This window comes from Bizionia sp. M204, from assembly GCF_023205095.1.
Classification (GTDB): Bacteria; Bacteroidota; Bacteroidia; order Flavobacteriales; family Flavobacteriaceae; genus Algorimicrobium; species Algorimicrobium hallyeonense.
In genome coordinates, this window is record NZ_CP046242.1 from 1,985,926 (window position 1) to 2,008,228 (window position 22,303).

Consider the following 22,303-nt stretch of genomic DNA (forward strand, 5'->3'; position numbering starts at 1 on the left):
AATAGCCTTATTATTTAATAGTTGGGATTTCAAATTTTCCAATTTTCTACTATTTGAGATTCTGTAAAATAGGCAACCTTCTTATGTCCGGTTTGCTTGCTCAAAATATTTAATTGAAGCGACCCTAAAACAAAAACACCTATACTTATTAATAAGGAATTAAAAAGCGTTGCCATCAAGGTACTACTCCAACCAGGAACAGCAACATCAATCACATATTTTTTATAGAGAATAAAGCCTGTTAAAATAAGGATACCTAAAATTAAAAACATACAAAGTTTTATAAACACAAAAAGCAAGCTTTGAGCATTTTCCACGAAGGAATTGACGGCATGATAAAATAAGTTTTTGAAACCCATTTTAGATTCGCCCGAAATTCGTTGATTCCTATCCCACTTCACTTGTGTTTTATAGCATTTCTGATTATCGAGAAAAGCCGCTAAATGCACAAAAGAATTTTCCGTAGCCGTGTTGACCAGTTTCGGACTCATCATACAGAAATTACCAAAGTTTAAGCGTTTACCAATAACTACTTTAAATAAGCTTTGATATAAGCGATAAAAGAATTTAAAGCGCCAGTTTTCATTACGCTTGCCGCGGATTACCTGTACCAAATCCTTATCTGTATGTTTTAATAATTCTTGTATAGCGGCAGGATCATCTTCACCATCTGCATCCATGATTATTACATTATCAAAATTTTTAGAATGTGCGTAAATGAGTCCTTGTTGAATAGCTTTTTGATGTCCCATATTGAATTTCAAAGCTAGCAACACAGTGTTTATAGTAGGTGACGCTATCTTTAGGTTTTGAATTCGTGCTTTAGTATCATCAAGTGAGCCATCATCAATATAAATCAGTTCGAATAAAAAAGGAAGTTTTTCTAATTCAGTTACAAGCTGATTAGTAAGAATATCAATTCCTGAACTTTCATTAAAACAAGGTAAAAGAACGGCTATTTTTTTCATGTAATTTTATAAAATTAAAAATACAGTTTCTCTATTTGGTTAGCTTATTAAAAACAACTTCATTCTGTGCATTTTTGTCATTATAATTACCAATAGGTTCCCATTTGGAAAAAGGTATAAAACTTTTATGTACTTAAAGTTATTTTCAACTTGTTTGGGCTTTCAGTAAAATTGACATTACGCGTATGTAAGCACTAAAATACTTATTATTTTAAAACATTTGGTCGTTCTAAAAATTTTATTAGTTTATCTTTCACAACTCAATTAGTATTCAGTCTATCCATGTTGAAAAAACGGAACATAACTTATAAGAAAGGTATTGAAATTATTCTTTATGCGCTGGTCTTCCTCTATTGTATTTTCCATGATGCTATTTATTCCCCAGATACACCTAGTTACATAAATGCAAACATCTATAGATCGCCTGGTTATCCTATTTTTACCAGGTCTATTCAAATCGTTTTTCAAGGTTATTTTAATTTTTTTATTGTTTTAATTCAAGCACTATTAGGCCTTTTTGCAGTTTACACCATTAGCTCAAAGGTTCGTAAAATTCTAGAATTAAATTATGTATTACATCTGATTTTTTTAGTACTCTTACTTTTTCCTTTTTTTTCACCATTACAAGTGGCAAACAATATTAGTTCTGAAGGTTTAAGCTATCCTTTATATTTATTCTTTTTATCTTTTTCTTTAGATTTCATAATACTGAATACCAAGAAGTCCTTTATTTATATAATAATTTGCAGCATCTTTTTGGCTTTAACCCGAGGACAATTTTTAATACTTCCATTTGTTTTGGCCATTTTATATATTTTTAAATATAAAAGAACCGTATTTAATCGGTTTCATTTAACGAGGTTTATGCTATTATTGATTATCCCTTTTATTTCAATTTTGGTAGATAAATCATATCATAAAATAAAAGATGGCTTATTCATTTCCACGCCATTCACTTACATAAATGCTGCTGCATCAGCATTATATATTAGCAAGGCTGAAGATGTTAATAGTTTAGAAAATGAGGATTATAAACACATATTTAATGATTGTTATTCCTTTATCTCAAAAAATAAATGGCTTTTATCTAGTGAAGAACGAATGAGTAACGCTGAAGATTATAAGCACTTTCACAGAAATTTAGGAAAAATATGCAATTTAACACTACATGAACGAGGTACAGCGTATTTTCTAAACAAAAATAATACGATTGTCGAAGCCAGATATTATACGGAGCAAGCTGCTAAAGCTATGTTTCCCATATTAGTGAAAAATAATTTTAAGGAATGGATTTGTTTGTTTTACAGTAATTTAATTTATGGTTTTAAACTACCAATACTATTTATATTTGTTTTATTCGCGATGCTTTTTAGTGCCTTTAAAGCAATTAAAGTATCAAATAAAAACGTTTATATAATATTATTTCTATCTGCTTTAATTCTATCAAATGCATTAGTTGTTGCATTTGCCAGCCATTCTATCATGAGGTATTTATTTTATAATTATTCATTGTTTTTTTTAATCCTTGTGTCCTTTTTTAAATATATAAATCATGTCAGAGAAAATTGAATTATCTATTGTAATGCCTTGCCTAAATGAGGCGGAAACTTTAGAGATTTGTATTAGAAAAGCACAAAGTTTTTTAATAAAAAATCATGTGCGTGGTGAAATTATAATTGCTGATAATGGTAGTACTGATGGTTCACAAAATATTGCTAATTTACTTAATGCCCAAATAGTAACTATATTAGAAAAAGGTTATGGAAGTGCTCTTCGTGGTGGCATCAAGGCTGCATCTGGCAAATACATTATAATGGCAGATGCAGATGATAGTTATGACTTTGAATCGCTTTTACCATTTTTAACAACCTTAAGATCTGGTTCAGATTTTGTTATAGGAAATCGGTTTAAAGGCGGAATTGAAAAAGGTGCCATGCCATTTTTACATAAATATTTGGGGAATCCTGTTCTCTCCTTTTTGGGTAGATTGTTTTTTAGAATTGAAATAGGCGACTTCCATTGTGGTTTACGCGGGTTTTCAAAAGAAGCATACCTTAAGATGAATTTAAAAACTACTGGAATGGAATTTGCTTCAGAAATGATAGTTAAATCCAAACTCAATAATCTTTCAATGGTGGAAGTTCCTACAAAACTACATCAGGATGGTAGAACAAGACCACCACATTTGAATACATGGCGAGATGGCTGGCGTCATCTTCGTTTTTTATTATTGTACAGCCCAACTTGGTTGTTTTTAATCCCTGGAATTACGTTAATGGTTTTAGGTTTTTGCGTGTCCGTATTATTAATAATTCAACCAGTAATTATAAAACATATTATGCTGGACATACATACCCTTTTGTATTCATCTAGCATGATTCTTATTGGGTTTCAATTTTTTGTTTTTTATGCACTTACCAAAATATACGCCGTTGAAAATGGATTACTACTAAAAAGCAATCGCTACAACAAACTATTTAAATATTTGAATCTAGAAACAGGACTGATAACTGGTGGCGTATTTCTAATAATTGGAATTACATTGAGCTTTTATGGATTTTCTATTTGGAAAGACACCCATTTTGGCAACTTAAATCCATCTCATACATTCCGGATAATAATACCTGCAGTATTCACTATATTATTTGGTATGCAGATTATATTTTTCAGTTTATTTTTTAGTATCCTAGGTTTAAAAAATAATCCAAATTAATTCTATTTTTTAATCTAGTTGCAGTTAACAATTCTCGGAGTTTGCTAAAGACATGATAAAATGATTGCAACACATTCCTGAATTAAATTACCTATTTTTTTTATATTCTTATAAAACAAAAAAAGAGGAATCGTTTTACGGATTCCTCTTGAGGGTATAATTAAGTACTCGAATTTTGATTAGAAATTCTTATTACGTTTTCTTTCAACTTCTGTTAAGTAAATTTTACGCAAACGAATATGGTTTGGTGTAACCTCAACATACTCATCTTTCTGGATATATTCTAAAGCTTCTTCTAAAGAGAACTTTATTGCCGGAACAATCTTGGCTTTATCATCAGCACCAGAACTACGAACGTTACTTAACTTCTTGGTTTTTGTTACGTTAATGGCCATATCGTCACCACGTGAGTTTTCACCAATTACTTGACCTTCGTAAATATCTTCACCTGGATCGACGAAAAACTTACCACGATCTTGTAATTTATCAATAGAGTAAGGAATTGCTTGACCTTTTTCCATAGATACTAATGAACCATTTTGACGTTCTGGAATACCACCTTTTAACGGTTGGTATTCTTTAAAACGGTGTGCCATAATAGCTTCACCCGCTGTAGCTGTTAATAATTGGTTACGTAAACCAATAATTCCACGAGATGGTACAATAAACTGACAAACCATACGGTCGCCTTTAGCTTCCATACTAGTCATTTCACCTTTACGCATGGTTACCATTTCAATAGCTTTCCCTGAAACATGTTCTGGTAAATCAATTGTCATTTCTTCAACTGGCTCACATTTTACACCATCAATTACCTTGATAATTACTTGTGGTTGACCAATTTGAAGCTCATAACCTTCACGACGCATGGTTTCTATTAATACCGATAAGTGTAATACACCACGACCAAAAACCATAAATTTATCTGCACTATCCGTTTCTTCAACACGTAATGCTAAATTTTTCTCTAGTTCTTTAAATAAACGGTCTTTAATATGACGAGACGTTACAAATTTACCATCCTGACCAAAAAATGGCGAATCATTAATTGTAAATAACATACTCATTGTTGGTTCATCAATAGCAATTGTTTTTAAACCTTCTGGGTTTTCAGCATCTGCAACCGTATCGCCAATTTCAAAACCTTCAAGTCCTACAATAGCACAAATATCACCTACTTGAACTTCTTCTACTTTTTTACGACCTACACCTTCAAAAACATGTAACTCCTTAATTCTGTTTTTCACAATGCTTCCGTCTCTTTTTACTAACGAAATATTCTGACCAACTTTAAGTTCACCACGTGTTAAACGACCAATAGCTATTCGACCGGTGAAAGACGAAAAATCTAAAGATGTAATTAACATTTGTGTGTTTCCTTCTGGAATTTTTGGCGCTGGAATATGCTCAATAACCATATCTAATAATGGCTCTATATTATCTGTTTCAACTTTCCAGTCGTCACTCATCCAGTTATTTTTAGCTGAACCGTAAACGGTTGGAAAATCTAACTGCCACTCCTCTGCACCTAATTCGAACATAAGATCGAATACTTTTTCATGCACCTCATCTGGTGTACAGTTTTCTTTATCTACTTTATTAATAACTACGCAAGGCTTTAAACCTAAATCGATAGCTTTCTGCAACACAAAACGCGTTTGAGGCATTGGACCTTCAAAAGCATCAACTAATAAGCAAACACCATCAGCCATGTTTAAAACACGTTCCACTTCACCACCAAAATCGGCGTGACCAGGTGTATCAATAATATTAATTTTTGTGCCTTTATAAATTACCGATACGTTTTTAGATGTAATAGTAATTCCACGTTCACGTTCTAAATCATTATTATCTAATATTAAATCACCTGTATTTTCGTTTTCACGAAACAATTGACAGTGGTACATAATTTTATCCACCAAGGTAGTTTTACCGTGATCGACGTGAGCAATGATTGCAATGTTTTTTATTTGAGCCATATATGGTGCCTTATTTTAAGCCTGCAAAGGTACATTAAATTATTTTCTAATTTAACATCTGAACAAATAAATGTTAATCACCTCGTAATATTAGGGTTATGAAGGAATAATTGTAAGTTAATTCCGTATTTACAAGGAATAAATCCATGAGAATTCATGCTAAAAAATCAACTTTTTACACCCCGTCTAAATAGTTAATAATTTGTTATATTCGGGTTTTAATATACGAACTATTTGTATATTTCGTTGTATAATAATTGATAGTAAAAGTATTTACACCTGATAATTAATAGCAAAAAAAGGTATACTATTTACTACAAAATATAAGTTTAAAACCTAATTTTTGTAGACATGAAACCAATAAATGAGTATTATAAGTTTATTCCATATTTATATTTTATTGCAGCCATAGCCTATTGGTTTACGGATGTAAATAGAAACGAAGGCATCTCTGCTTATCCTATTTTATTGTTTGCCCTACCCTTTGTTTGGCAACTGTTTAAACCGAGCAAGCATCTTAATTTTACTTTAGGTATTGTTTTTGTGTGCTTATCGTCCTATATGATTTTAGCCTATTTATCAGATCTGTTTAAAATTATTTCATTTTCAGAAACCGTTAAAAGCTTCATCATTGTAGGCGGTCTGTTTGTTTTCACCAATTTTGCCATGTCCCTTTGGATGATAAGAAATAGCATAAAAAAAACTTTTTAAATGTGTATCTTTGCAGACTAAAATTCAGTCCAAATGATACTTAAAGACGTACCAAAATTAAAACATATAAATTCTGATAATTTTTTCTTATTAGCAGGTCCATGCGCCATTGAAAGCGAAGACATGGCATTGCGTATTGCAGAAAGAATTCTGACCATTACAGACAAGCTAGAAATTCCATTTATATTTAAAGGAAGTTTTAAAAAAGCCAACCGTAGCCGTATTGATAGTTTTACGGGAATTGGTGATGAAAAGGCACTTAAAATTCTTAAAAAAGTATCAGAAACTTTTGATGTTCCTACGGTAACCGATATTCATGAAGTATCTGATGCTGCCATGGCTGCTGAATATGTGGATGTTTTACAAATCCCAGCTTTTTTAGTTCGTCAAACGGATTTAGTAGTCGCGGCTGCCCAAACCGGCAAAGTCGTAAACTTGAAAAAAGGACAATTTATGAGTCCGGAATCTATGAAACATGCCGTACAGAAAGTCAAAGATTCAGGTAGCAACAAAGCATGGATTACCGATAGAGGTACTATGTTTGGCTATCAAGATATGATTGTAGACTTCCGTGGAATCCCAACCATGCGCGAATATGCACCAACTATTTTAGATGTGACACACTCCCTACAACAACCTAATCAATCTGCAGGTGTTACTGGTGGACGTCCTGATATGATAGAAACCATTGCCAGAGCTGGTATTGTTAACCATGTGGATGGTTTGTTTATTGAAACGCATTTTGATCCCGCTAACGCCAAAAGTGATGGCGCTAATATGTTGCATTTGGATAATCTTGAAAAACTATTAACCAATTTGGTTGCTATTAGAAAAACGGTTCAAAGTTTATAATTTTTATTACTTTTGCCAACTGAAAATCTATTACAGATTTGCCTTTAATTTTGAATTTAAGGGCAAATCTGTAATTTTTTTTAGATAAACGTTAAGGAACATACATTTCTTACGTCCAAACAACCCAATCTAACTAAAGAACTAAATACAACAAATGATAGTAAACCCAACTAAAATGCTATTTATAGTATTTTTTAGCATTTTAAATCGGAGTGCTTTTTCCCAAAAAGATTCAACTTCACTTTACACATCTCACAATAAAGGTAAAATATTTTTAAGCTGGGGCGGCAACAGAGAGGCCTTTACCAAATCCGATATTACATTTAAAGGAGATAACTATAATTTTACACTGCAAGACGTAAAAGCCCATGATAAACCGAAAGGTTGGCACATAGATTATATTAACCCAACGCGCATTACTATACCGCAAACTAATTTAAAAGTTGGCTATTTTATAACGGATAATTATTATGTAGCTTTTGGCGTGGATCATATGAAGTATGTCATGACTCAAAACCAATATGCTAATATTGATGGCTATATTAATTTGCCAGCAGACGAACCTGGTGCGATTTACAATGGCGTGTACCAAGGTGAGCAAATTCTAACCACGGAAGATTTCTTAACTTTTGAACACACCAACGGATTAAACTACGTGTATTTGGAATTTGGAAGGTTTGATGATTTATCATTTTTATTCGGTATTAAAAATACGGATATTTTTCAAATTAATATTACCGAAGGAATTGGTGCAGGTGTTTTATATCCAAAAACAAATACCAAATTATTACAAAAAGCCAGGTATGACGAGTTTCATGTATCTGGTTATGGTGTATCTTTAAATGCTGGTTTAAACTTAACCTTCTTTAAACATTTCTTTGTTCAAGGTGACTTAAGAGGTGGGTTTATTAATATGCCAGACATTAAAACCACAAGCAACTCCAATGATAGCGCGTCACAACATTTTATGTTTATACAAAGCGTTATTTCATTTGGCGCAATTTTTAGAATATAATTATGATTGAAATTAGAGAAGCCGTAATAAACGATTTACCTGAAATAACCAGTCTTTTTAGGAATACCATTTTACATATTAATTCCAAGCATTATACCGAAAATCAAATAGCCGTTTGGGCATCTGGTGCAGATAATGAAAAGAAATGGACGACTCGTATTACCAAAAATTATTTTATTGTTGCTGAAACAAATAACACCATTGTTGGTTTTGCCTATTTAACACAAGGTAATTATTTAGACGGATTGTTTGTACATAAAGACTACCAACGTCAAGGCATAGGCGCCAAATTATTACGAGTTATAGAATCGCAGGTAATAATGGCAGGATTTAAAGAAATAAAATCGGATGTTAGCAAAACAGCCCTTCCGTTCTTTGATGATTACTATTACGAAGTCGAAAAAAAACAGCTTAAACATTTAAAAGGTGAAGTTTTTGAAAACTATATCATTTATAGAACGTTGTAATTACCGCCAAAACGATTTGTCTTTGTGTTCATAAACTTCTTTTAATATATCCATCAAAACGCCATCATTGACACCTTCAAGGGTTTTATACCGAAGCGATTTAACTATTTTACGCTTTTCGGAAACTAAATACGGATCAAATTTTTTGGTTATATAAGCCGAATGCCAAAAACCCACATCCACATAATCTTTACTTTGATTGATATAACAAATAGGTCGTTTCCCGATGTAATAACACGGTAATTTCCATTTATATTTTAATTCAGCTGTTGGCAAGGTGTGTATTATGACAGCTTGGACATGCATCATAATAGACTTAAATGGTTCGGGCTTATTTAAAATATAGACTTCGGCTGGTTTCATATTTTTTTCTCTTCGTTCAAATTTAACATAAATTTATTTGTAATTATTCGAAATTAAAAACTAACTTTGTATTTCAAAGTACTTTTATATGGAGTCAAAAGATTATTTAAAAGACATTACCGAAATTAAAAACCTGATGAATAAGTCGTCCAGGTTTATTTCATTGAGTGGTTTATCAGGCATTCTTGCAGGAATTTATGCGCTTATAGGTTCAGCAGTTGCCTATTGGTTGGTAATGAAGTATAGTAATGGCACACTTATTTTAGATGGTTATATTTTTAAAATCGTGATGATCGATTTGTTTCTCATTGCCTTCTTAAGCATAGTTACCGGTATTTTCTTAACCACTAGAAAAGCCAAAAAACATGGCGAAAAAATTTGGGATGGGACTTCCAGACGATTAGTAATAAACTTTTTAATCCCTCTTATTGCAGGCGGTTTGTATATTCTGATAATTTTAGGGCAACAAAAATATGGTCAAACAGGTGCTTTAATGCTTATTTTTTATGGATTAGCATTAATTAACGCTTCCAAATATAGTATTGGTGATATTCGCTATTTAGGTTTTATACAAATTATTTTAGGCCTAATTTGCGCGTTATTTCCTGGATACGGATTTTGGCTTTGGGTATTAGGTTTCGGGATTATGCATATTATTTATGGTACGTGGATGCATTTTAAATATGATAGAAATCCAACGTTGAATAATTAGAATAAAATTTGATTCGCGCGAAAGCGGGAAACATTATGAGCATTATAAACAACATAAATAAAGTATTTGATCATAGAATCCGTTTAGGCATCATGTCTGTTCTGATGGTGAATGAATATGCCGATTTTAATATGCTGAAAGCACTTCTAGGAGCTACCGATGGCAATTTAGCAAGCCATACCAAAGCCTTGGAAAAAGCTGAATACATTTCAGTAGAAAAACAATTTATTGCTAGAAAACCAAATACGCGCTATGCCACAACTAAATTGGGCAGATCCGAATTTAAAAAGCATATTGAAGCCCTTGAAAAATTAATTAATAAAACCTAAAATTTTGAATACGCTCAATTAGAGCTATTTTTTTATCAATCTACTTTGTAATTCAAAGTACTTTAAACTCAAACACATGGACCATACAAACAAACCGCAACAGAACAAATTTGGAAACTGGATTAAAACATCCATAACAGCTAGAATGCTTATGGTAGGCTTCTTGGTAATCATTCTACTAATTCCGTTAGCATTTATTAATGATTTAATTTCAGAACGCTCCAGAAGGCAACAAGACGTTGTTCATGAAATTAATGACAAATGGGGAAATAATGTAATGGTTTTCGGGCCTATTTTAAAACTGCCTTATAAAACCTATTCGGAAACAAAAACCTACAACGAAAAAACTAAAACCTATTTAACAGAAACCAAAACGGAAATTAACTACGCCTATATATTTCCCGAAAGTTTACAAGCAGAAGCCGATGTGAATTCTAAAACATTAAAACGCGGAAACTTTGAATCGGCTGTTTATACAACCAATATGAATTTTAGTGGTCATTATATAAAACCGCAACTCCAACTTAAAGACATCAAAGACGCTGATATAATTTGGGATAAAGCCAGCATCATTATAAAAACCTCCAATTTAAAAGGCATTAAAAACGAAGTGAATCTGAAGCTAAATGATAGCAGTTATAAATTTGAAACCAATTTTACCGATAACGCCAACCACTATGCTGGAAATTTAGACGAATTAGAATCCGGATTTTTAAAGGAAAAAGATGTTCCAAAGTCCGAAGCTATTTCATTTAGTTTTAGCATAGCCTATAATGGCAGTCAGGATCTTCAAATTATTCCTATTGGAAAAACAACCACTATGACAATGGCATCCAATTGGGCAGACCCCAGTTTTATTGGTAATTTCCTACCTAATGATGAAACGAAGGCCATTTCAAAAGACGGTTTTGAAGCGCAATGGAAAATACTTCATATTAATCGTGCTTTTTCGCAACAGTATTTAAACCAAGTTCCAAATTTGAACCAATATGCGTTTGGCACCAAATTCATGGTCATGGTAGATGAGTACCAAAAAAGTGAACGTTCTGCCAAGTATGGGTTTTTAGTAATTGGATTAACGTTTTTAGTATTCTTCTTAATTCAAACATTAAGCAAAATAAGCATCCATCCGTTTCAATATTTAATGATTGGCTTGGCATTAACCATGTTCTACACATTATTAGTATCTATTTCAGAACATAGCAACTTTTTAAAAGCCTATTTAGTTGCAGGTATTTCGGTTATTATGCTGATTACTATCTATTCAAAATCCATATTAAAAACCATGAAGTTCCCCTTATTTATTGGTTTATCCCTAACGGCTTTATACACGTTTATATATGTGATTATTCAATTAGAAAATTACGCGCTTTTAGTTGGCAGTATTGGGCTGTTTTTAATTTTAGCAAGCGTCATGTTTGTCTCCAGAAAAATAGATTGGAATAACGATTAAGTTTGGTTGATAGTGCTAACCTCATTCGGCATATTCAATATAAAGAATCAGGTTTTTTAAAAAAAATAACAATGAAAGGATTACAAAACTTCGGAAAAATGACCGCTTTAATTAGCTTTGGAATAGGAACGTCCATATTCGCACTCTATTTATATTTTGGCGAACCTAGTTTCCCAATTCACTTGGGGTTCGTATTTATTATAGTTGCGTTCATTATAAATATAACCATCCTCACCGTATTAATTGGTTCTGCTATTTTAAACCCTAAAAATCGATTAGAATCTCTAAAAACTTGCGCCATTATGTTGTTGAATATACCTGTCGTCATATTATATTTCTACATCGTTTTCCCTTTCCTATTCTAAATAATACGACTCATGAAACTACACTTCAATAGAATATATTTCTTAGGCTTCGTTATATTATTCATAATCGAAGGACTCATTGCTTACTTTTTAAAAACAGGCTTTATTCGTCATACCTTTGGCGATTTTCTCATCGTGATTCTACTCTACTGTTTTGCGAAAAGTTTTATAAATGCCAAACCAATCCCTGTCGCTTTTGCTGTGCTTTTATTCGCTTTCATAATTGAATTTTTACAACTAGGAAACCTATTAGAACATTTAAAACTACAGAACAATCCCTTCGCTATACTTATTTTAGGAAGCACGTTTCATGTATCAGATTTAATAGCTTACACCTTGGGAATAGTTACTGTTTTAATTTTTGAACTTAAACTGAAGACATTATGAATACTTTAAAAACACTAGTACTAAAGCGCTTTAAAATCTTATCGCTACTCACGATTTCTATGGGGTTTAGTGTGCTTTTATTACTGATACGAATGAAAATTACACATTCCTTCTTTTTCATTTTTTTGGTGTGGAACCTGTTTTTAGCTGCAATTCCTTACGCTATCACCACATATTTAGTGAGTAAACCTAAACTTTCCAAATTCACCCTATTAATGAGTGGCATAATTTGGCTGTTGTTTCTACCAAATGCACCATATATTATTACAGATTTATTGCACTTAAAAATTAGTTCCAACAACTTATTATGGCTTGATGTTTTAATAGTCACATCATTCGCTTATAATGGGTTAATTCTATTTTTTCTTTCCCTATTCGATATGCGAAAATTACTTTTAAAACATGTAAGGAAGTCTATTGTTACATATAGTTTTCCCATTATATTTCTTTTAACAGGATTTGGAATTTATTTAGGTCGGTTTTTAAGATATAATTCTTGGGAAATACTCAATAAGCCGTTTCATCTTTTAGATGATTGCTTGGATATTTTATTACAACCAAATCATCATGCAGAAGCTTGGTTATTTACTCTAACATTTGCCGCTTTTCTGGGAATTGGTTTTAAGATGTTTTCAGCATTTCAGAAGACCATAAACAGTTAAACTTCCCGATTCTTCTCCTGAATTTTTCGCACAATATTGGCGGCCATATTTCTAGGTATAAAGCGTGGTAAGGTGCCTAAAATTTTATTAATGCCTCCAGGAATTGCAACGCATTTCCCTTTCATCATGCATTTGTATCCATAAGCAGCTACCGCTTGGGCACTCGCCATATTAAAAGTGATTTTGTTTTCAGAACAATCATTAGCAACCACTTGCTGAAATGATGTTTTTGTGGGCCCTGGACATAGGGCTGTTACCGTTACTCCAGTTCCTTTAAGTTCGTTAGAAATGGCTTCTGAAAACGATAAAATATACCCCTTGGTGGCATAATATAAACACATTAAAGGACCAGGCTGAAAGGCTGCCAATGACGACAAGTTTAATATTTTTCCGGAACCTCTTTTAACCATACCTTCCACCACTAATTTCGTTAAGTGTGTCGTGGTTAAAACATGTAAATTTAGCATTTGAGATTGGCGTTCCCAATCCACTTCATGAAACGCTCCAAAACACCCAAAACCTGCATTATTAACTAAAGCATCAATTTCTGTATTGCCTAATTCCGACATTATTTCTGAAGATATATTGATTTGACTTAAATCTTTTGCCATAATCTTCACATCAACAGAAAATGATTTTTCTATATCATGTTTTGCTTCTTCAAGCTTTTCAGAATTTATATCTACGAGAACCAGATTATAATCATCTTTGGCAAATAAAAGTGCCAATTCAAATCCCAAACCTGATGCGCCTCCAGTTATTAATGCTGTTTTAATCATACGCTTAAAAAGTTATTTTCCATCAACATAATCCTGCAGGTAAGCAAAACGCTTGGTTAATTTTCCGTCATTAGTAATCCGAGCACGTTTTAAAATACCACGTTCATCATCGTTGAAAAAAGCAGGAATTACGTGTTCCAAAAACATTTCACCAAAACCTTCACTAGCATCTTTCGGTAATTCGCAAGGCAAATTATCAACTGCCATAACGGTTATGGCATTTTTAGCATCAAAAGCCACTTCACTTTCTGCTTTCGCATCATAACCATAAAATGGATCTGCAATAGTTGATGCTCTTAAGGTTGATGCTACAGGACCATCCACATCACAGCTAATATCAGCAACATACTTTATTTTAAAATCTGGATGCTTGGCGTCGTCTCTTGTAAATAAATACGGCGCATTGTTTCCATAAAAATGACCAGCAATAAAGAAATCTGTTACTTTAGCATAGGCCATAAAATTACTTTCGTAACCCGTTGGGTCTTTATAAAATTCTTGCTTAAAGCCTACTTTACCATCTTTGCGTTTATTGTATTCCATAACATCGGCCATGCAATAAACAGGCTCCGAGAAGGTGCTGGTAATGTACAAAGCATCACTAACTTCTTTAATTTTTAAATGATCAAGAATTTCTTTAGCACCCTGTGCTACTTTACCAGTTCCTGTTAACAAAATCTTGATATTAGGGATGGTTATTTTATCTAATTCTGCTTTTACAGCATCCAAATCAGCCAAGGTTTCCACTTTAGGCAAAGTAAATAAACCGTTACGCAAACCTAACATACGGAATCCGTTGTAAGCACCTACTAAACCCGCATAACGACCAAAGCCAATAAGTCGCGATCCTGTTTGACGAACAATAGTTTCATGATCATACATAGAAATATTATTATCCAACATTGCCAAAAGAAGCTTTCTATTGTACGGCTGTTTTTTAATGGTATGCGAAAAGAAGAAGTATTTTTTATTAGGAATTAAATATTCAACCGGCACTTCCTTAACGCCTAACATAACATCGCAATTGCTCACATCATCGGTTACGGTAAATCCAAGTGCTTTGTAAGCTGAATCTGGAAAAATTCGAATATCGCTAGACTCCACAATAAATTCTGCTTTTGGGAATTTCTCTCGTGCTTCGGCTAATTTTTCTGGTGAAAATACCACACGTCTATCTGGTGGATTTTTTTCGTTCTTTTATTATGGCAAATTTCATGAATACGCATATATTATATTTTCGTTAACCAAGCCCAATATGTTCATGAAAACGAAAAACGTTTTAATACTATAACTGACACATGTGCCAAATATGACTTTGGTACATGTTTTGCACGAAAATACGTGGAATTCGATTGTTGCACAACTTTTTTTTGGTAACTTCGCTTTCCTTTTGAGAAATCTTTTAAAAATGATTTTTTTTGAAATAGATTCCCGAAGTAAAATGGGGATAAATTAAAGGATAAAAAAGCAATTTTGCTGAAGAGATCCCAAATTATGTTTGGGATAATTCAATCACGCAAAAGTAAATTTTGTTATTTCATTAAATGGGGTCGACTGGTTTTGACAGCGAGATCACTCATTTGGTAAGCACGTCGTGTAATGACTTTGAAACACGTAAAAGGCTAGGTCACACTTTTAAACGGCGAGAATAACTACGCTTTAGCTGCGTAATCTGAATTATAGTAAGATTGTGCTAGTTCCTACTAGGTAGGAAGGCTAAATGTCTCCTGAAAGCCTTGATTAACGGCGTTCTATTAGAGGCATCGTAAAAGTTAATATAGCATACATAGCGCTTTGATGTGTATGTGAAACTCAAAAAGATAAGGTGTTAGTAGGTTGTCTTTAACCAGCTAACACACGAAAACCCAAGAAAAGAATAAACGTGTAGAAAGCCCTTTGATGGCTTGTTTGGACGAGGGTTCGATTCCCTCCGACTCCACAATTACCCGCAACATGGTTGCGATTTTAAGCATAAAAAGCTCAACAAGTTTTACTTGATTGAGCTTTGTTGTTTAAAAGCGTTTGGGCTGAAAGCACCACAGGTTGCGTTTACAGAATGGGAGTGATTGGGAACAACGCAGTTAATCTCGAAAACCCATTTAAACAACTGAAAATTATTAATTTAAAAGGTTTATTTTTCTAGTTGACAATTTGTTTTGTTTATTTCAACGGTTTTTATACTAAATAATATTTCTACCCATTACAGTTCTAAATAATAAACAACAATAAATTTCTTATAAAAATAAGTAGTTCTACGTATTTCTATTTTGAGTTTGAATAAGTTATATTTACATAATGGAGCTATAGACAATTGTCTATATCCAATTGTTAGGACACATTTGGCCTAAAAGTTGAGAAATGCTTTATTGGTATTAATCACACTTGCTTCTTTTTTTAAAATCTCTGACAAATCTATATAATCACCTTTCTGATATAATCTATTAGTCTCCACTTGTGTTATTGTAATCTCATTAAACTTATGGACTGCTCTTTTAAATTTAATTACAGAATTTTTAGTTTTATAAAAACCTTTCTCATTCATATGACTGCATACTGTTGAATATGATTGAATTGAACCTATTTCAAACTGACTGTATAATTCTTTTAAATTTGTAAAATATCCTATAACACTATGTAAACGATTATATTCTTTTACTTCATTTTCAAAATCAATTGAAATTCCTTTTAATAAAAAGATTTTAACATTTTTACTCATTATCTGGTATATCTGATTATATTCTATATACAAAATACTAATTTACAGTATATTATATAAATAAAAGTAAATATCTTCATAATATATCGCGTATATTCTTATTTTTTGTTTATAACTCTAGGCTTATACAACTGATTAACAGAAAGTTAGTCATTATATTTGTGTAACGATTATAGATAATTAATGGCAAAGAAAAACGAAATAAGTAAAAACACTAAATTCTACAAAAAAGAAATGATGAAATGGGAATCAAGAATTCATATTTCTCTTATTCTAATTATTATTGGAATAGTATGCTTTTATTTATTTCATTTAAAAATAGATAATTGGGAATTTTCAAAACTTTCAATTAGGACTTATGATTTTTCTAAATTTAGTTTTTTGTCTCCTTTTATTTTTTACTTGACTTTTTCAGTAAGACAATTTAATCATTACAAAAAGCAATTAGATATATATAAACTTAAAGCAACTGATTTTGAATTTATCTCTCAAAATAAAATACTTGAAAGAATAGATAGTGAGTTGAATTTAAAATATAAAAACGTGTCCTAACACCGTATAAAAAAAATTGCTATTTTAGGCTTGCATAAAGGTCGTTGCTCGTTTGCTAGCTTCTGATTTTCCTTCGGAAAATCCTCGCACACAAACACGCAACTTTCCTTATACATAAACGTTGGCAATAATTATGAAAAACCAGTTTCTAAAGAAAATATTACTACTGACAACGATGTTGATTTCATTCAACTCATTTGCGTGTGAATGCATAACTTATGCAGTTGTTGATGGGAAAAGTCATAAAGAATTAAAATTAGAAGCAAGTTTTGAATATGCAACAATAATTTTTTACGGGAATTATATCGGAAACGGAAAATTTGAAAGTATAAAGATTTATCGTGGAAAAAAAATGTTATTGAATAAGAAGCTGATTGAGGAAAAAGACGTGAGAACTAATTGCGACTATTACTTCGAAGAAAACAAAAAGTATTTAGTTTTTGGAAAAATTGATGAGAACGGAAAATTACAGACGAGTGTTTGTCTTTCGAATTCCCAAATTGACAATAAATCGGAACTTAAATTCGTGAAAAAATATCTGAAAAAATAACTACACACAACAAAGTACTGTGGTAAAAAACCTGTCTGCCGACAGGCAGGCAAGTAAAAACTCATTAACTTTTCACCAAAGTACTTCTATAAGTATCGTCATATATTAATCCTGATTTTGCAATAGCAAAAGCCTGTTTTAACAGCTTATTACATCCTGCAATTAATGCTAATTTTTTGCTCTTTCCCTTGGCAACTATTCGTTCATAAATCTCCCTGCATGCCTTGTTGTACCTGCCTGCCTGCAGGTTTACAAAATGGGAATCATTGGGAACAACGCATTTAATCTCGACTACTTCTCCTTACAAATGAAAGTTCAAACAGAAAACAAACTATATTTTTTATACTTTAGATAATTCAAATTCCTCAATAATTAACCAATACATCTTAACTTTGTTAAAAAAACTATGAACACAAAAATAGCTTCCCTTCTACTATTTTCTATTTTACTTTGTAACTGCGCTTCTAGAAAAATAAAAGATGTTGCTTATTTAAAATCTGCAGATACTAAAACAGCCATGCAGCCGGCGTTAAATGTTTTTGAACCTAAAAATTCCAAAGCTGCAAAAAATCCGGTGATGATTTTTGTGCATGGTGGCTATTGGACAGAAGGTGACAAAAATACTTACGGGTTTTTAGGAAGAAATTTTGCCAAAAGTGATGTTGTCACTGTAATTGCTGGCTATACGTTAAGTCCGAATGCTAATTATGATTCGATGGCTAAAGAAATTGCACAAGCAGTTAACTGGACTGTAAAAAATATTGAAAAGTATAAAGGTGATCCTGAACAAATTTATGTCATGGGTCATAGTGCTGGAGGTCATTTAATTGCTTTAATTGCTACAAATCCAAAATATTTAGAAAATAAGAATGTGCTTAAAGGTGTTATTTTAAATGATGCCGCTGGTTTAGATATGAAAACATATTTAGATAAAAACCCACCAACAAGCGAACATCATTATGATGTAACTTGGACTAAAGATCCAGCAAACTGGAAAGACGCTTCTCCTATTTATTTTATGGATGAAAGCATGCCTCCTTTTTTAATTTATGTAGGCGAAAAAACCTATAATTCAATCATTTCGCAAAACGAAGCTTTTGTTGCAAAATTAAAAACCTATCAACCAGATATAGAACCCATTTTCTTAAATAAGAAACATGTACCAATGATGTCACAATTTATTTTTCCTTGGAATAAGAGGTATGATGAAATTTTGCAATTTATTACATCAGATAAATAAGGAATTCACTCAACAACAATCAAATCAAATACACCACATTCCCAATTCCCACAATAGCAGTTATACACCCTAAAATAAAATTCATTTTAGTCGCTATAAAAGTCAGTTTGTGTTCAATTTTATCAGCAATAGTGGCATAAACGGAATACAAAATAAATGAACCAACCGTGGAGCCAATGGAAAAATAGAAACTGTTGAGCAACGAATACTCAAAATAGTCTAACCCAATTAATAATGATAGGGATGTAAAGTAAAATGGAATGGCAACCATATTTAATGAGGACATAACGATGCCGTGTAAATACGCTCGCGACTTTTCAATTTCCACCTTCTTTTTTTGATTCTTTTTAGTAACATGAAGTCTGAAAAAATTAATAGATAACAACAATAAAATTCCTGTACCTACTTTTTGAATAGTAGTAATGTATTGGGAATTCTCCATCAAAATACTTGATAAATACGCACCAATATTTGCTTGAAAAAACAAAACCGTAGCATAACCTCCAATTAAATAATAAGCCGCTTTTCGGCCACTTTTTAAACTGAATTTAACAACGGTTAGATTTAAAAAACTGGGAACAATACTTCCCATAATAGCAATAATAAATCCAAAAAATAAGCAGGTAAAAAAGATCATATAGTTTTTCTAGGCTCAAATAAACAATTTAAGGCTATAACCTATTGCTGTGTATCATTTTTAGTTTAACTCATAAACATTCTCGAGTAGCACGTTTATTACCTTACTTTTATCATTTACAACCGTTTAAGATGTTTTTGTTAACTGGTTCCGTAATAAGAAAACCAAAACCTGCACACTAAAAACATTTAAATGGCCATTGAGAATATTCCAGAAATCTATATTACGGACAAAAATAAAAGACCAGACTTGTTTGTCTATGATTTTAAAATGACCAATGATGTTGTTGAAAGTAAAGTCAATTTGGGGATGCATATGTTTAGCTTTCTACAAGTTGGAAAAAAGCAAGTACACTTTGCAGGAACAACAGTTGCCGTAAATAAAGACCAGTCCCTATTACTAAAAAAGGGCAATTGGCTTTGGACGGAGTTATTAGAAACGGAAGCCAAATATTACTGTAAGCTCTTCTTTTTTTCTGAAGAAAAACTCAAAGAATTTCTAGAAAAACAGTTAAAATTTAGACGTGTAATATTACACTGCTAATACCGTGAAATTCGCATTACCTTTTCATCTCATAAAAAAGAACTACCTTTTTACACGCAAACTTTTAAATGTCTTATAAATGAAATTAACAAACAGCATTATTTTCATATAATCCGCAAGCGATGAAAACAATCAGTATGATATATATATTATTTTTCGCTGTTCTTTTTGTTTGCGAAAAAGATTCAGATGATAAGTATATTTTTTTCTTACACAATCGCTTTTTAGAAGATCACGAATTACAAGACGAACATCCTGAATACGGACGGACAGAATACACCGAAATTATTTCGGTATTTAAAGAAAACGAATTTCAAGTCATAAGTGAAAAGCGACAAGGCAACGTGAATGCTAGAGCGTATGCTATGAGAATGGTATCTCAAATTGATAGCCTAATTAAAACAGGCATTGAACCTCATAAAATAACAGTTGTTGGCACATCCAAAGGTGGGTATATTGCACAGTATGTTTCTACCTTGGCAAATAATCCCGATTTGAATTTTGTGTTTATAGCCAGTTTTAGGGACGCTGATATTCAAAATATTCCCGAAATAAACTACTGTGGAAATATTTTAACTATTTATGAAAAATCGGATCCATATGGTGTTTCGGCAATAGCACGAAAGGAAAGCTCAACTTGCAAAATCAAAAATTTTAAAGAAATTGAACTCAATACCAAAATGGGACATGGCTTTTTATTTAAACCGCTCAACGTTTGGATGAAACCCACAATGATGTGGGCCAATGGAAATTATAATGAGCAATGAAACCCACAATATTTTAAATACAACAACTATACTCCAAAACCTGTAGATTTAATTTAAAATAATAATTTATAGTTTCAATTTTAAAGTATCTTTAGTGATATGGAAAAATTAAACAAAGCATTCAGAATAGTTCTATACATTCTTGCAATTTTTATTATGCTATGCTCTATGCTTTCCATATTTAGGAATTCGGAAATTCGCTATTTAAAAATGCTTGACTTTCCACGGATCCAACTTTTTATAATTTCTTTAGCAACAATCTTATTTCTTTTAATTTTCATTCGGAAAAGAAGCTGGTTTAAAAACATATTGATTTCGGGATTATTAATTGGTATACTAATTAATGGTTATTTTTTAATAAACTACACGCGTTTAGTACCTGTAGAGGTCCCATCCGCGGAAGCACCATTTAATCCAAGCAACGAATTAAGCATGATAATAGCAAATGTTAAAATGTCCAATAAAAATGTGCAACCGTTAATGGATTTAATTTCTGAAAAGAACCCTGATTTAATACTTGCCATGGAAACAGACCAATGGTGGAGTAATAAATTAAATGTTCTGACTGCTAATTATCCCTACTTCCAACAAAGCACAAATAAAGTTGCGTATGGTATGGTTTTATACAGTAAACTACCTTTAAATATGATAGACGTCACGTATTTAAACAATAAAAAAGTGCCTTCATTTGAAAGTACCATTACCCTGAAAAACAATCAAGAAATTAGTTTACATTGTCTTCATCCAGTTCCACCAACACACTATAAAGACTTACCAGACAATGCCAATCAAGATGAAAATGCTATGAAAAAATTAGGGAAGCATATTCAAGATCGAAAACACCCAACTATAGTAGCTGGCGATTTAAATGATGTGGTTTGGTCCTATGTTGATGAATTAACGAACACCAAAAACATACTTTTTGACCTTAGGGTTGGCAGAGGGTTTTTTAATAGTTTTAGCGCGGAAAACATGTTTATGCGTTGGCCACTAGACCATGTTTTTGTTACAGAAGAATTTCGTCTAAAAAAACTAGAACGCTTATCTAAAATAGGTTCAGATCATTTTCCTATTTATGTGGAATTAGTGTTAGATAAAAAGTAGCTATGCTAAAATGTAAAATTGGCTTTTTTAATTGGGCACAACAACCGCATGTCCTTCATGCTCCCATTTGGTAATACCGCCTTTAAAATCATAAATTTTGGTAAAGCCAGCATCCAGCATTTTTTCGGCACATTCCGCACTTCTACCGCCGGATTTACAATATAGAATAACCGGTTTATCTTTATCTAGTTTTAAAATATCTTCATCGAAGGTTTCGGATAAGAAATCAATATTTTGAAAATTAGCAATATAACCTTCAGCATATTCTTCCGGTGTACGAACATCAATTAGTTGCACATCATCAAGATCTAAAAGCATCTGCATTTCTTCTGTTGTAACTACCTGAATGGCATCGTTTTTAGACGATTGCTGGCAACTACTAATACTTAAAACCAGTATTAACAAAGCTATTCCAAATATATTTTTCATAATTTTTTAT

General features: G+C 32.1%; 24 protein-coding genes, 1 other RNA gene and 3 pseudogenes. 19 read left to right on the top strand and 9 right to left on the bottom strand.

Annotated features, from left to right (window positions below; translation table 11 throughout):
* Nucleotides 1-29: 29 nt before the first annotated feature.
* On the bottom strand, nucleotides 30-968 hold the full coding sequence (locus GMA17_RS09015; protein WP_248395267.1) for a glycosyltransferase: 939 nt from the start codon (nucleotides 966-968) through the stop codon (nucleotides 30-32).
* An 864-nt stretch (nucleotides 969-1,832) separates the two neighbouring features.
* Here GMA17_RS09015 and GMA17_RS09020 point away from each other — a divergent pair.
* Entirely contained in the window at nucleotides 1,833-2,537 is a 705-nt protein-coding gene (locus tag GMA17_RS09020; RefSeq protein ID WP_248395268.1) for a hypothetical protein, read from the top strand.
* Entirely contained in the window at nucleotides 2,521-3,681 is a 1,161-nt protein-coding gene (locus GMA17_RS09025; protein WP_248395269.1) for a glycosyltransferase family 2 protein, read from the top strand. Before GMA17_RS09020 ends, GMA17_RS09025 begins: the two co-directional genes overlap by 17 nt.
* Nucleotides 3,682-3,860: 179 nt before the next feature.
* Here the strand turns inward: GMA17_RS09025 and typA are convergent, their stop codons facing one another.
* Nucleotides 3,861-5,660 (bottom strand): translational GTPase TypA, encoded by a 1,800-nt coding sequence (gene typA / locus GMA17_RS09030; protein WP_248395270.1) that lies wholly within the window; start codon nucleotides 5,658-5,660, stop codon nucleotides 3,861-3,863.
* Between the two features lie 351 nt (nucleotides 5,661-6,011).
* On the opposite strand from typA, the gene GMA17_RS09035 reads away from it, so the two are divergent.
* The 4 genes from GMA17_RS09035 (at nucleotide 6,012) to GMA17_RS09050 (ending at nucleotide 8,705) form a co-directional block, all read left to right on the top strand.
* Nucleotides 6,012-6,371 (top strand): hypothetical protein, encoded by a 360-nt coding sequence (locus GMA17_RS09035; protein WP_248395271.1) that lies wholly within the window; start codon nucleotides 6,012-6,014, stop codon nucleotides 6,369-6,371.
* A 33-nt stretch (nucleotides 6,372-6,404) separates the two neighbouring features.
* Nucleotides 6,405-7,223, top strand: coding sequence for a 3-deoxy-8-phosphooctulonate synthase (gene kdsA, locus GMA17_RS09040; RefSeq protein WP_248395272.1), 819 nt, complete (start codon nucleotides 6,405-6,407; stop codon nucleotides 7,221-7,223).
* 175 nt (nucleotides 7,224-7,398) lie between these two features.
* The gene (locus tag GMA17_RS09045) at nucleotides 7,399-8,238 is read left to right on the top strand and encodes a hypothetical protein (RefSeq protein WP_248395273.1); all 840 of its coding nucleotides are present in this window, start codon (nucleotides 7,399-7,401) and stop codon (nucleotides 8,236-8,238) included.
* Between the two features lie 2 nt (nucleotides 8,239-8,240).
* Nucleotides 8,241-8,705 carry a GNAT family N-acetyltransferase gene (locus GMA17_RS09050; protein WP_248395274.1) on the top strand — a complete coding sequence of 155 codons (465 nt, stop codon included), beginning with the start codon at nucleotides 8,241-8,243 and terminating at the stop codon, nucleotides 8,703-8,705.
* Here the strand turns inward: GMA17_RS09050 and GMA17_RS09055 are convergent, their stop codons facing one another.
* Entirely contained in the window at nucleotides 8,706-9,068 is a 363-nt protein-coding gene (locus tag GMA17_RS09055) for a DUF1801 domain-containing protein (RefSeq protein WP_248395275.1), read from the bottom strand.
* A gap of 88 nt (nucleotides 9,069-9,156) precedes the next feature.
* Between GMA17_RS09055 and GMA17_RS09060 the strand changes: the two genes are divergently transcribed.
* The 6 genes from GMA17_RS09060 to GMA17_RS09085 all read left to right on the top strand — a co-directional run bounded on the left by GMA17_RS09060 (nucleotide 9,157) and on the right by GMA17_RS09085 (nucleotide 12,976).
* On the top strand, nucleotides 9,157-9,780 hold the full coding sequence (locus tag GMA17_RS09060) for a hypothetical protein (protein ID WP_248395276.1): 624 nt from the start codon (nucleotides 9,157-9,159) through the stop codon (nucleotides 9,778-9,780).
* Between the two features lie 35 nt (nucleotides 9,781-9,815).
* The gene (locus GMA17_RS09065; RefSeq protein ID WP_248395277.1) at nucleotides 9,816-10,109 is read left to right on the top strand and encodes a transcriptional regulator; all 294 of its coding nucleotides are present in this window, start codon (nucleotides 9,816-9,818) and stop codon (nucleotides 10,107-10,109) included.
* 76 nt (nucleotides 10,110-10,185) lie between these two features.
* Nucleotides 10,186-11,562 (top strand): cell envelope integrity protein CreD, encoded by a 1,377-nt coding sequence (creD, locus tag GMA17_RS09070; RefSeq protein ID WP_248395278.1) that lies wholly within the window; start codon nucleotides 10,186-10,188, stop codon nucleotides 11,560-11,562.
* A 71-nt stretch (nucleotides 11,563-11,633) separates the two neighbouring features.
* Entirely contained in the window at nucleotides 11,634-11,927 is a 294-nt protein-coding gene (locus tag GMA17_RS09075; protein WP_248395279.1) for a hypothetical protein, read from the top strand.
* A 12-nt stretch (nucleotides 11,928-11,939) separates the two neighbouring features.
* A complete protein-coding gene (locus GMA17_RS09080) occupies nucleotides 11,940-12,314 on the top strand; it encodes a DUF2809 domain-containing protein (RefSeq protein ID WP_248395280.1) in 375 nt (124 codons plus the stop codon).
* Nucleotides 12,311-12,976, top strand: coding sequence for a DUF1361 domain-containing protein (locus GMA17_RS09085; RefSeq protein ID WP_248395281.1), 666 nt, complete (start codon nucleotides 12,311-12,313; stop codon nucleotides 12,974-12,976). The genes GMA17_RS09080 and GMA17_RS09085 overlap by 4 nt, the downstream gene beginning before the upstream one ends.
* Here the strand turns inward: GMA17_RS09085 and GMA17_RS09090 are convergent.
* Together GMA17_RS09090 and GMA17_RS09095 are read right to left on the bottom strand one after the other, a co-directional pair.
* A complete protein-coding gene (locus tag GMA17_RS09090; RefSeq protein ID WP_248395282.1) occupies nucleotides 12,973-13,755 on the bottom strand; it encodes an SDR family oxidoreductase in 783 nt (260 codons plus the stop codon). The two genes, GMA17_RS09085 and GMA17_RS09090, sit on opposite strands and share 4 nt — an antisense overlap.
* Nucleotides 13,756-13,767: 12 nt before the next feature.
* Nucleotides 13,768-14,971: pseudogene (locus tag GMA17_RS09095) on the bottom strand (NAD(P)-dependent oxidoreductase).
* 330 nt (nucleotides 14,972-15,301) lie between these two features.
* On the opposite strand from GMA17_RS09095, the gene ssrA reads away from it, so the two are divergent.
* Nucleotides 15,302-15,697: a transfer-messenger RNA gene (ssrA, locus tag GMA17_RS09100) on the top strand.
* Nucleotides 15,698-16,099: 402 nt separating this feature from the next.
* Here ssrA and GMA17_RS09105 read toward each other — a convergent pair.
* Nucleotides 16,100-16,471: a hypothetical protein gene (locus tag GMA17_RS09105; RefSeq protein ID WP_248395283.1), complete on the bottom strand. Its 372-nt coding sequence runs from the start codon at nucleotides 16,469-16,471 to the stop codon at nucleotides 16,100-16,102.
* A 183-nt stretch (nucleotides 16,472-16,654) separates the two neighbouring features.
* On the opposite strand from GMA17_RS09105, the gene GMA17_RS09110 reads away from it, so the two are divergent.
* On the top strand, nucleotides 16,655-17,023 hold the full coding sequence (locus tag GMA17_RS09110) for a hypothetical protein (RefSeq protein WP_248395284.1): 369 nt from the start codon (nucleotides 16,655-16,657) through the stop codon (nucleotides 17,021-17,023).
* Between the two features lie 133 nt (nucleotides 17,024-17,156).
* A complete protein-coding gene (locus GMA17_RS09115; protein WP_248395285.1) occupies nucleotides 17,157-17,573 on the top strand; it encodes a hypothetical protein in 417 nt (138 codons plus the stop codon).
* Nucleotides 17,574-17,637: 64 nt separating this feature from the next.
* On the opposite strand, the pseudogene GMA17_RS09120 reads toward GMA17_RS09115, so the two are convergent.
* Nucleotides 17,638-17,814: pseudogene (locus GMA17_RS09120) on the bottom strand (IS110 family transposase); the annotation flags it as partial.
* Between the two features lie 165 nt (nucleotides 17,815-17,979).
* Here GMA17_RS09120 and GMA17_RS09125 point away from each other — a divergent pair.
* Nucleotides 17,980-18,813, top strand: coding sequence for an alpha/beta hydrolase (locus GMA17_RS09125; RefSeq protein ID WP_248395286.1), 834 nt, complete (start codon nucleotides 17,980-17,982; stop codon nucleotides 18,811-18,813).
* Between the two features lie 19 nt (nucleotides 18,814-18,832).
* On the opposite strand, the gene GMA17_RS09130 is transcribed toward GMA17_RS09125, so the two are convergent.
* Complete coding sequence (locus GMA17_RS09130; RefSeq protein ID WP_248395287.1) at nucleotides 18,833-19,450, bottom strand: LysE family translocator; 618 nt, start codon at nucleotides 19,448-19,450, stop codon at nucleotides 18,833-18,835.
* 192 nt (nucleotides 19,451-19,642) lie between these two features.
* Between GMA17_RS09130 and GMA17_RS09135 the strand changes: the two are divergent.
* The 3 genes and pseudogenes from GMA17_RS09135 to GMA17_RS09145 all read left to right on the top strand — a co-directional run.
* Nucleotides 19,643-19,957: pseudogene (locus GMA17_RS09135) on the top strand (AraC family transcriptional regulator); the annotation flags it as partial.
* A 173-nt stretch (nucleotides 19,958-20,130) separates the two neighbouring features.
* Nucleotides 20,131-20,760: an alpha/beta hydrolase gene (locus GMA17_RS09140; RefSeq protein ID WP_371922358.1), complete on the top strand. Its 630-nt coding sequence runs from the start codon at nucleotides 20,131-20,133 to the stop codon at nucleotides 20,758-20,760.
* 210 nt (nucleotides 20,761-20,970) lie between these two features.
* On the top strand, nucleotides 20,971-21,864 hold the full coding sequence (locus GMA17_RS09145; protein ID WP_248395289.1) for an endonuclease/exonuclease/phosphatase family protein: 894 nt from the start codon (nucleotides 20,971-20,973) through the stop codon (nucleotides 21,862-21,864).
* 27 nt (nucleotides 21,865-21,891) lie between these two features.
* Here GMA17_RS09145 and GMA17_RS09150 read toward each other — a convergent pair whose 3' ends face one another.
* Nucleotides 21,892-22,293, bottom strand: a complete 402-nt coding sequence (locus GMA17_RS09150; RefSeq protein WP_248395290.1) for a rhodanese-like domain-containing protein — start codon at nucleotides 22,291-22,293, stop codon at nucleotides 21,892-21,894.
* Between the last annotated feature and the right edge of the window lie 10 nt (nucleotides 22,294-22,303).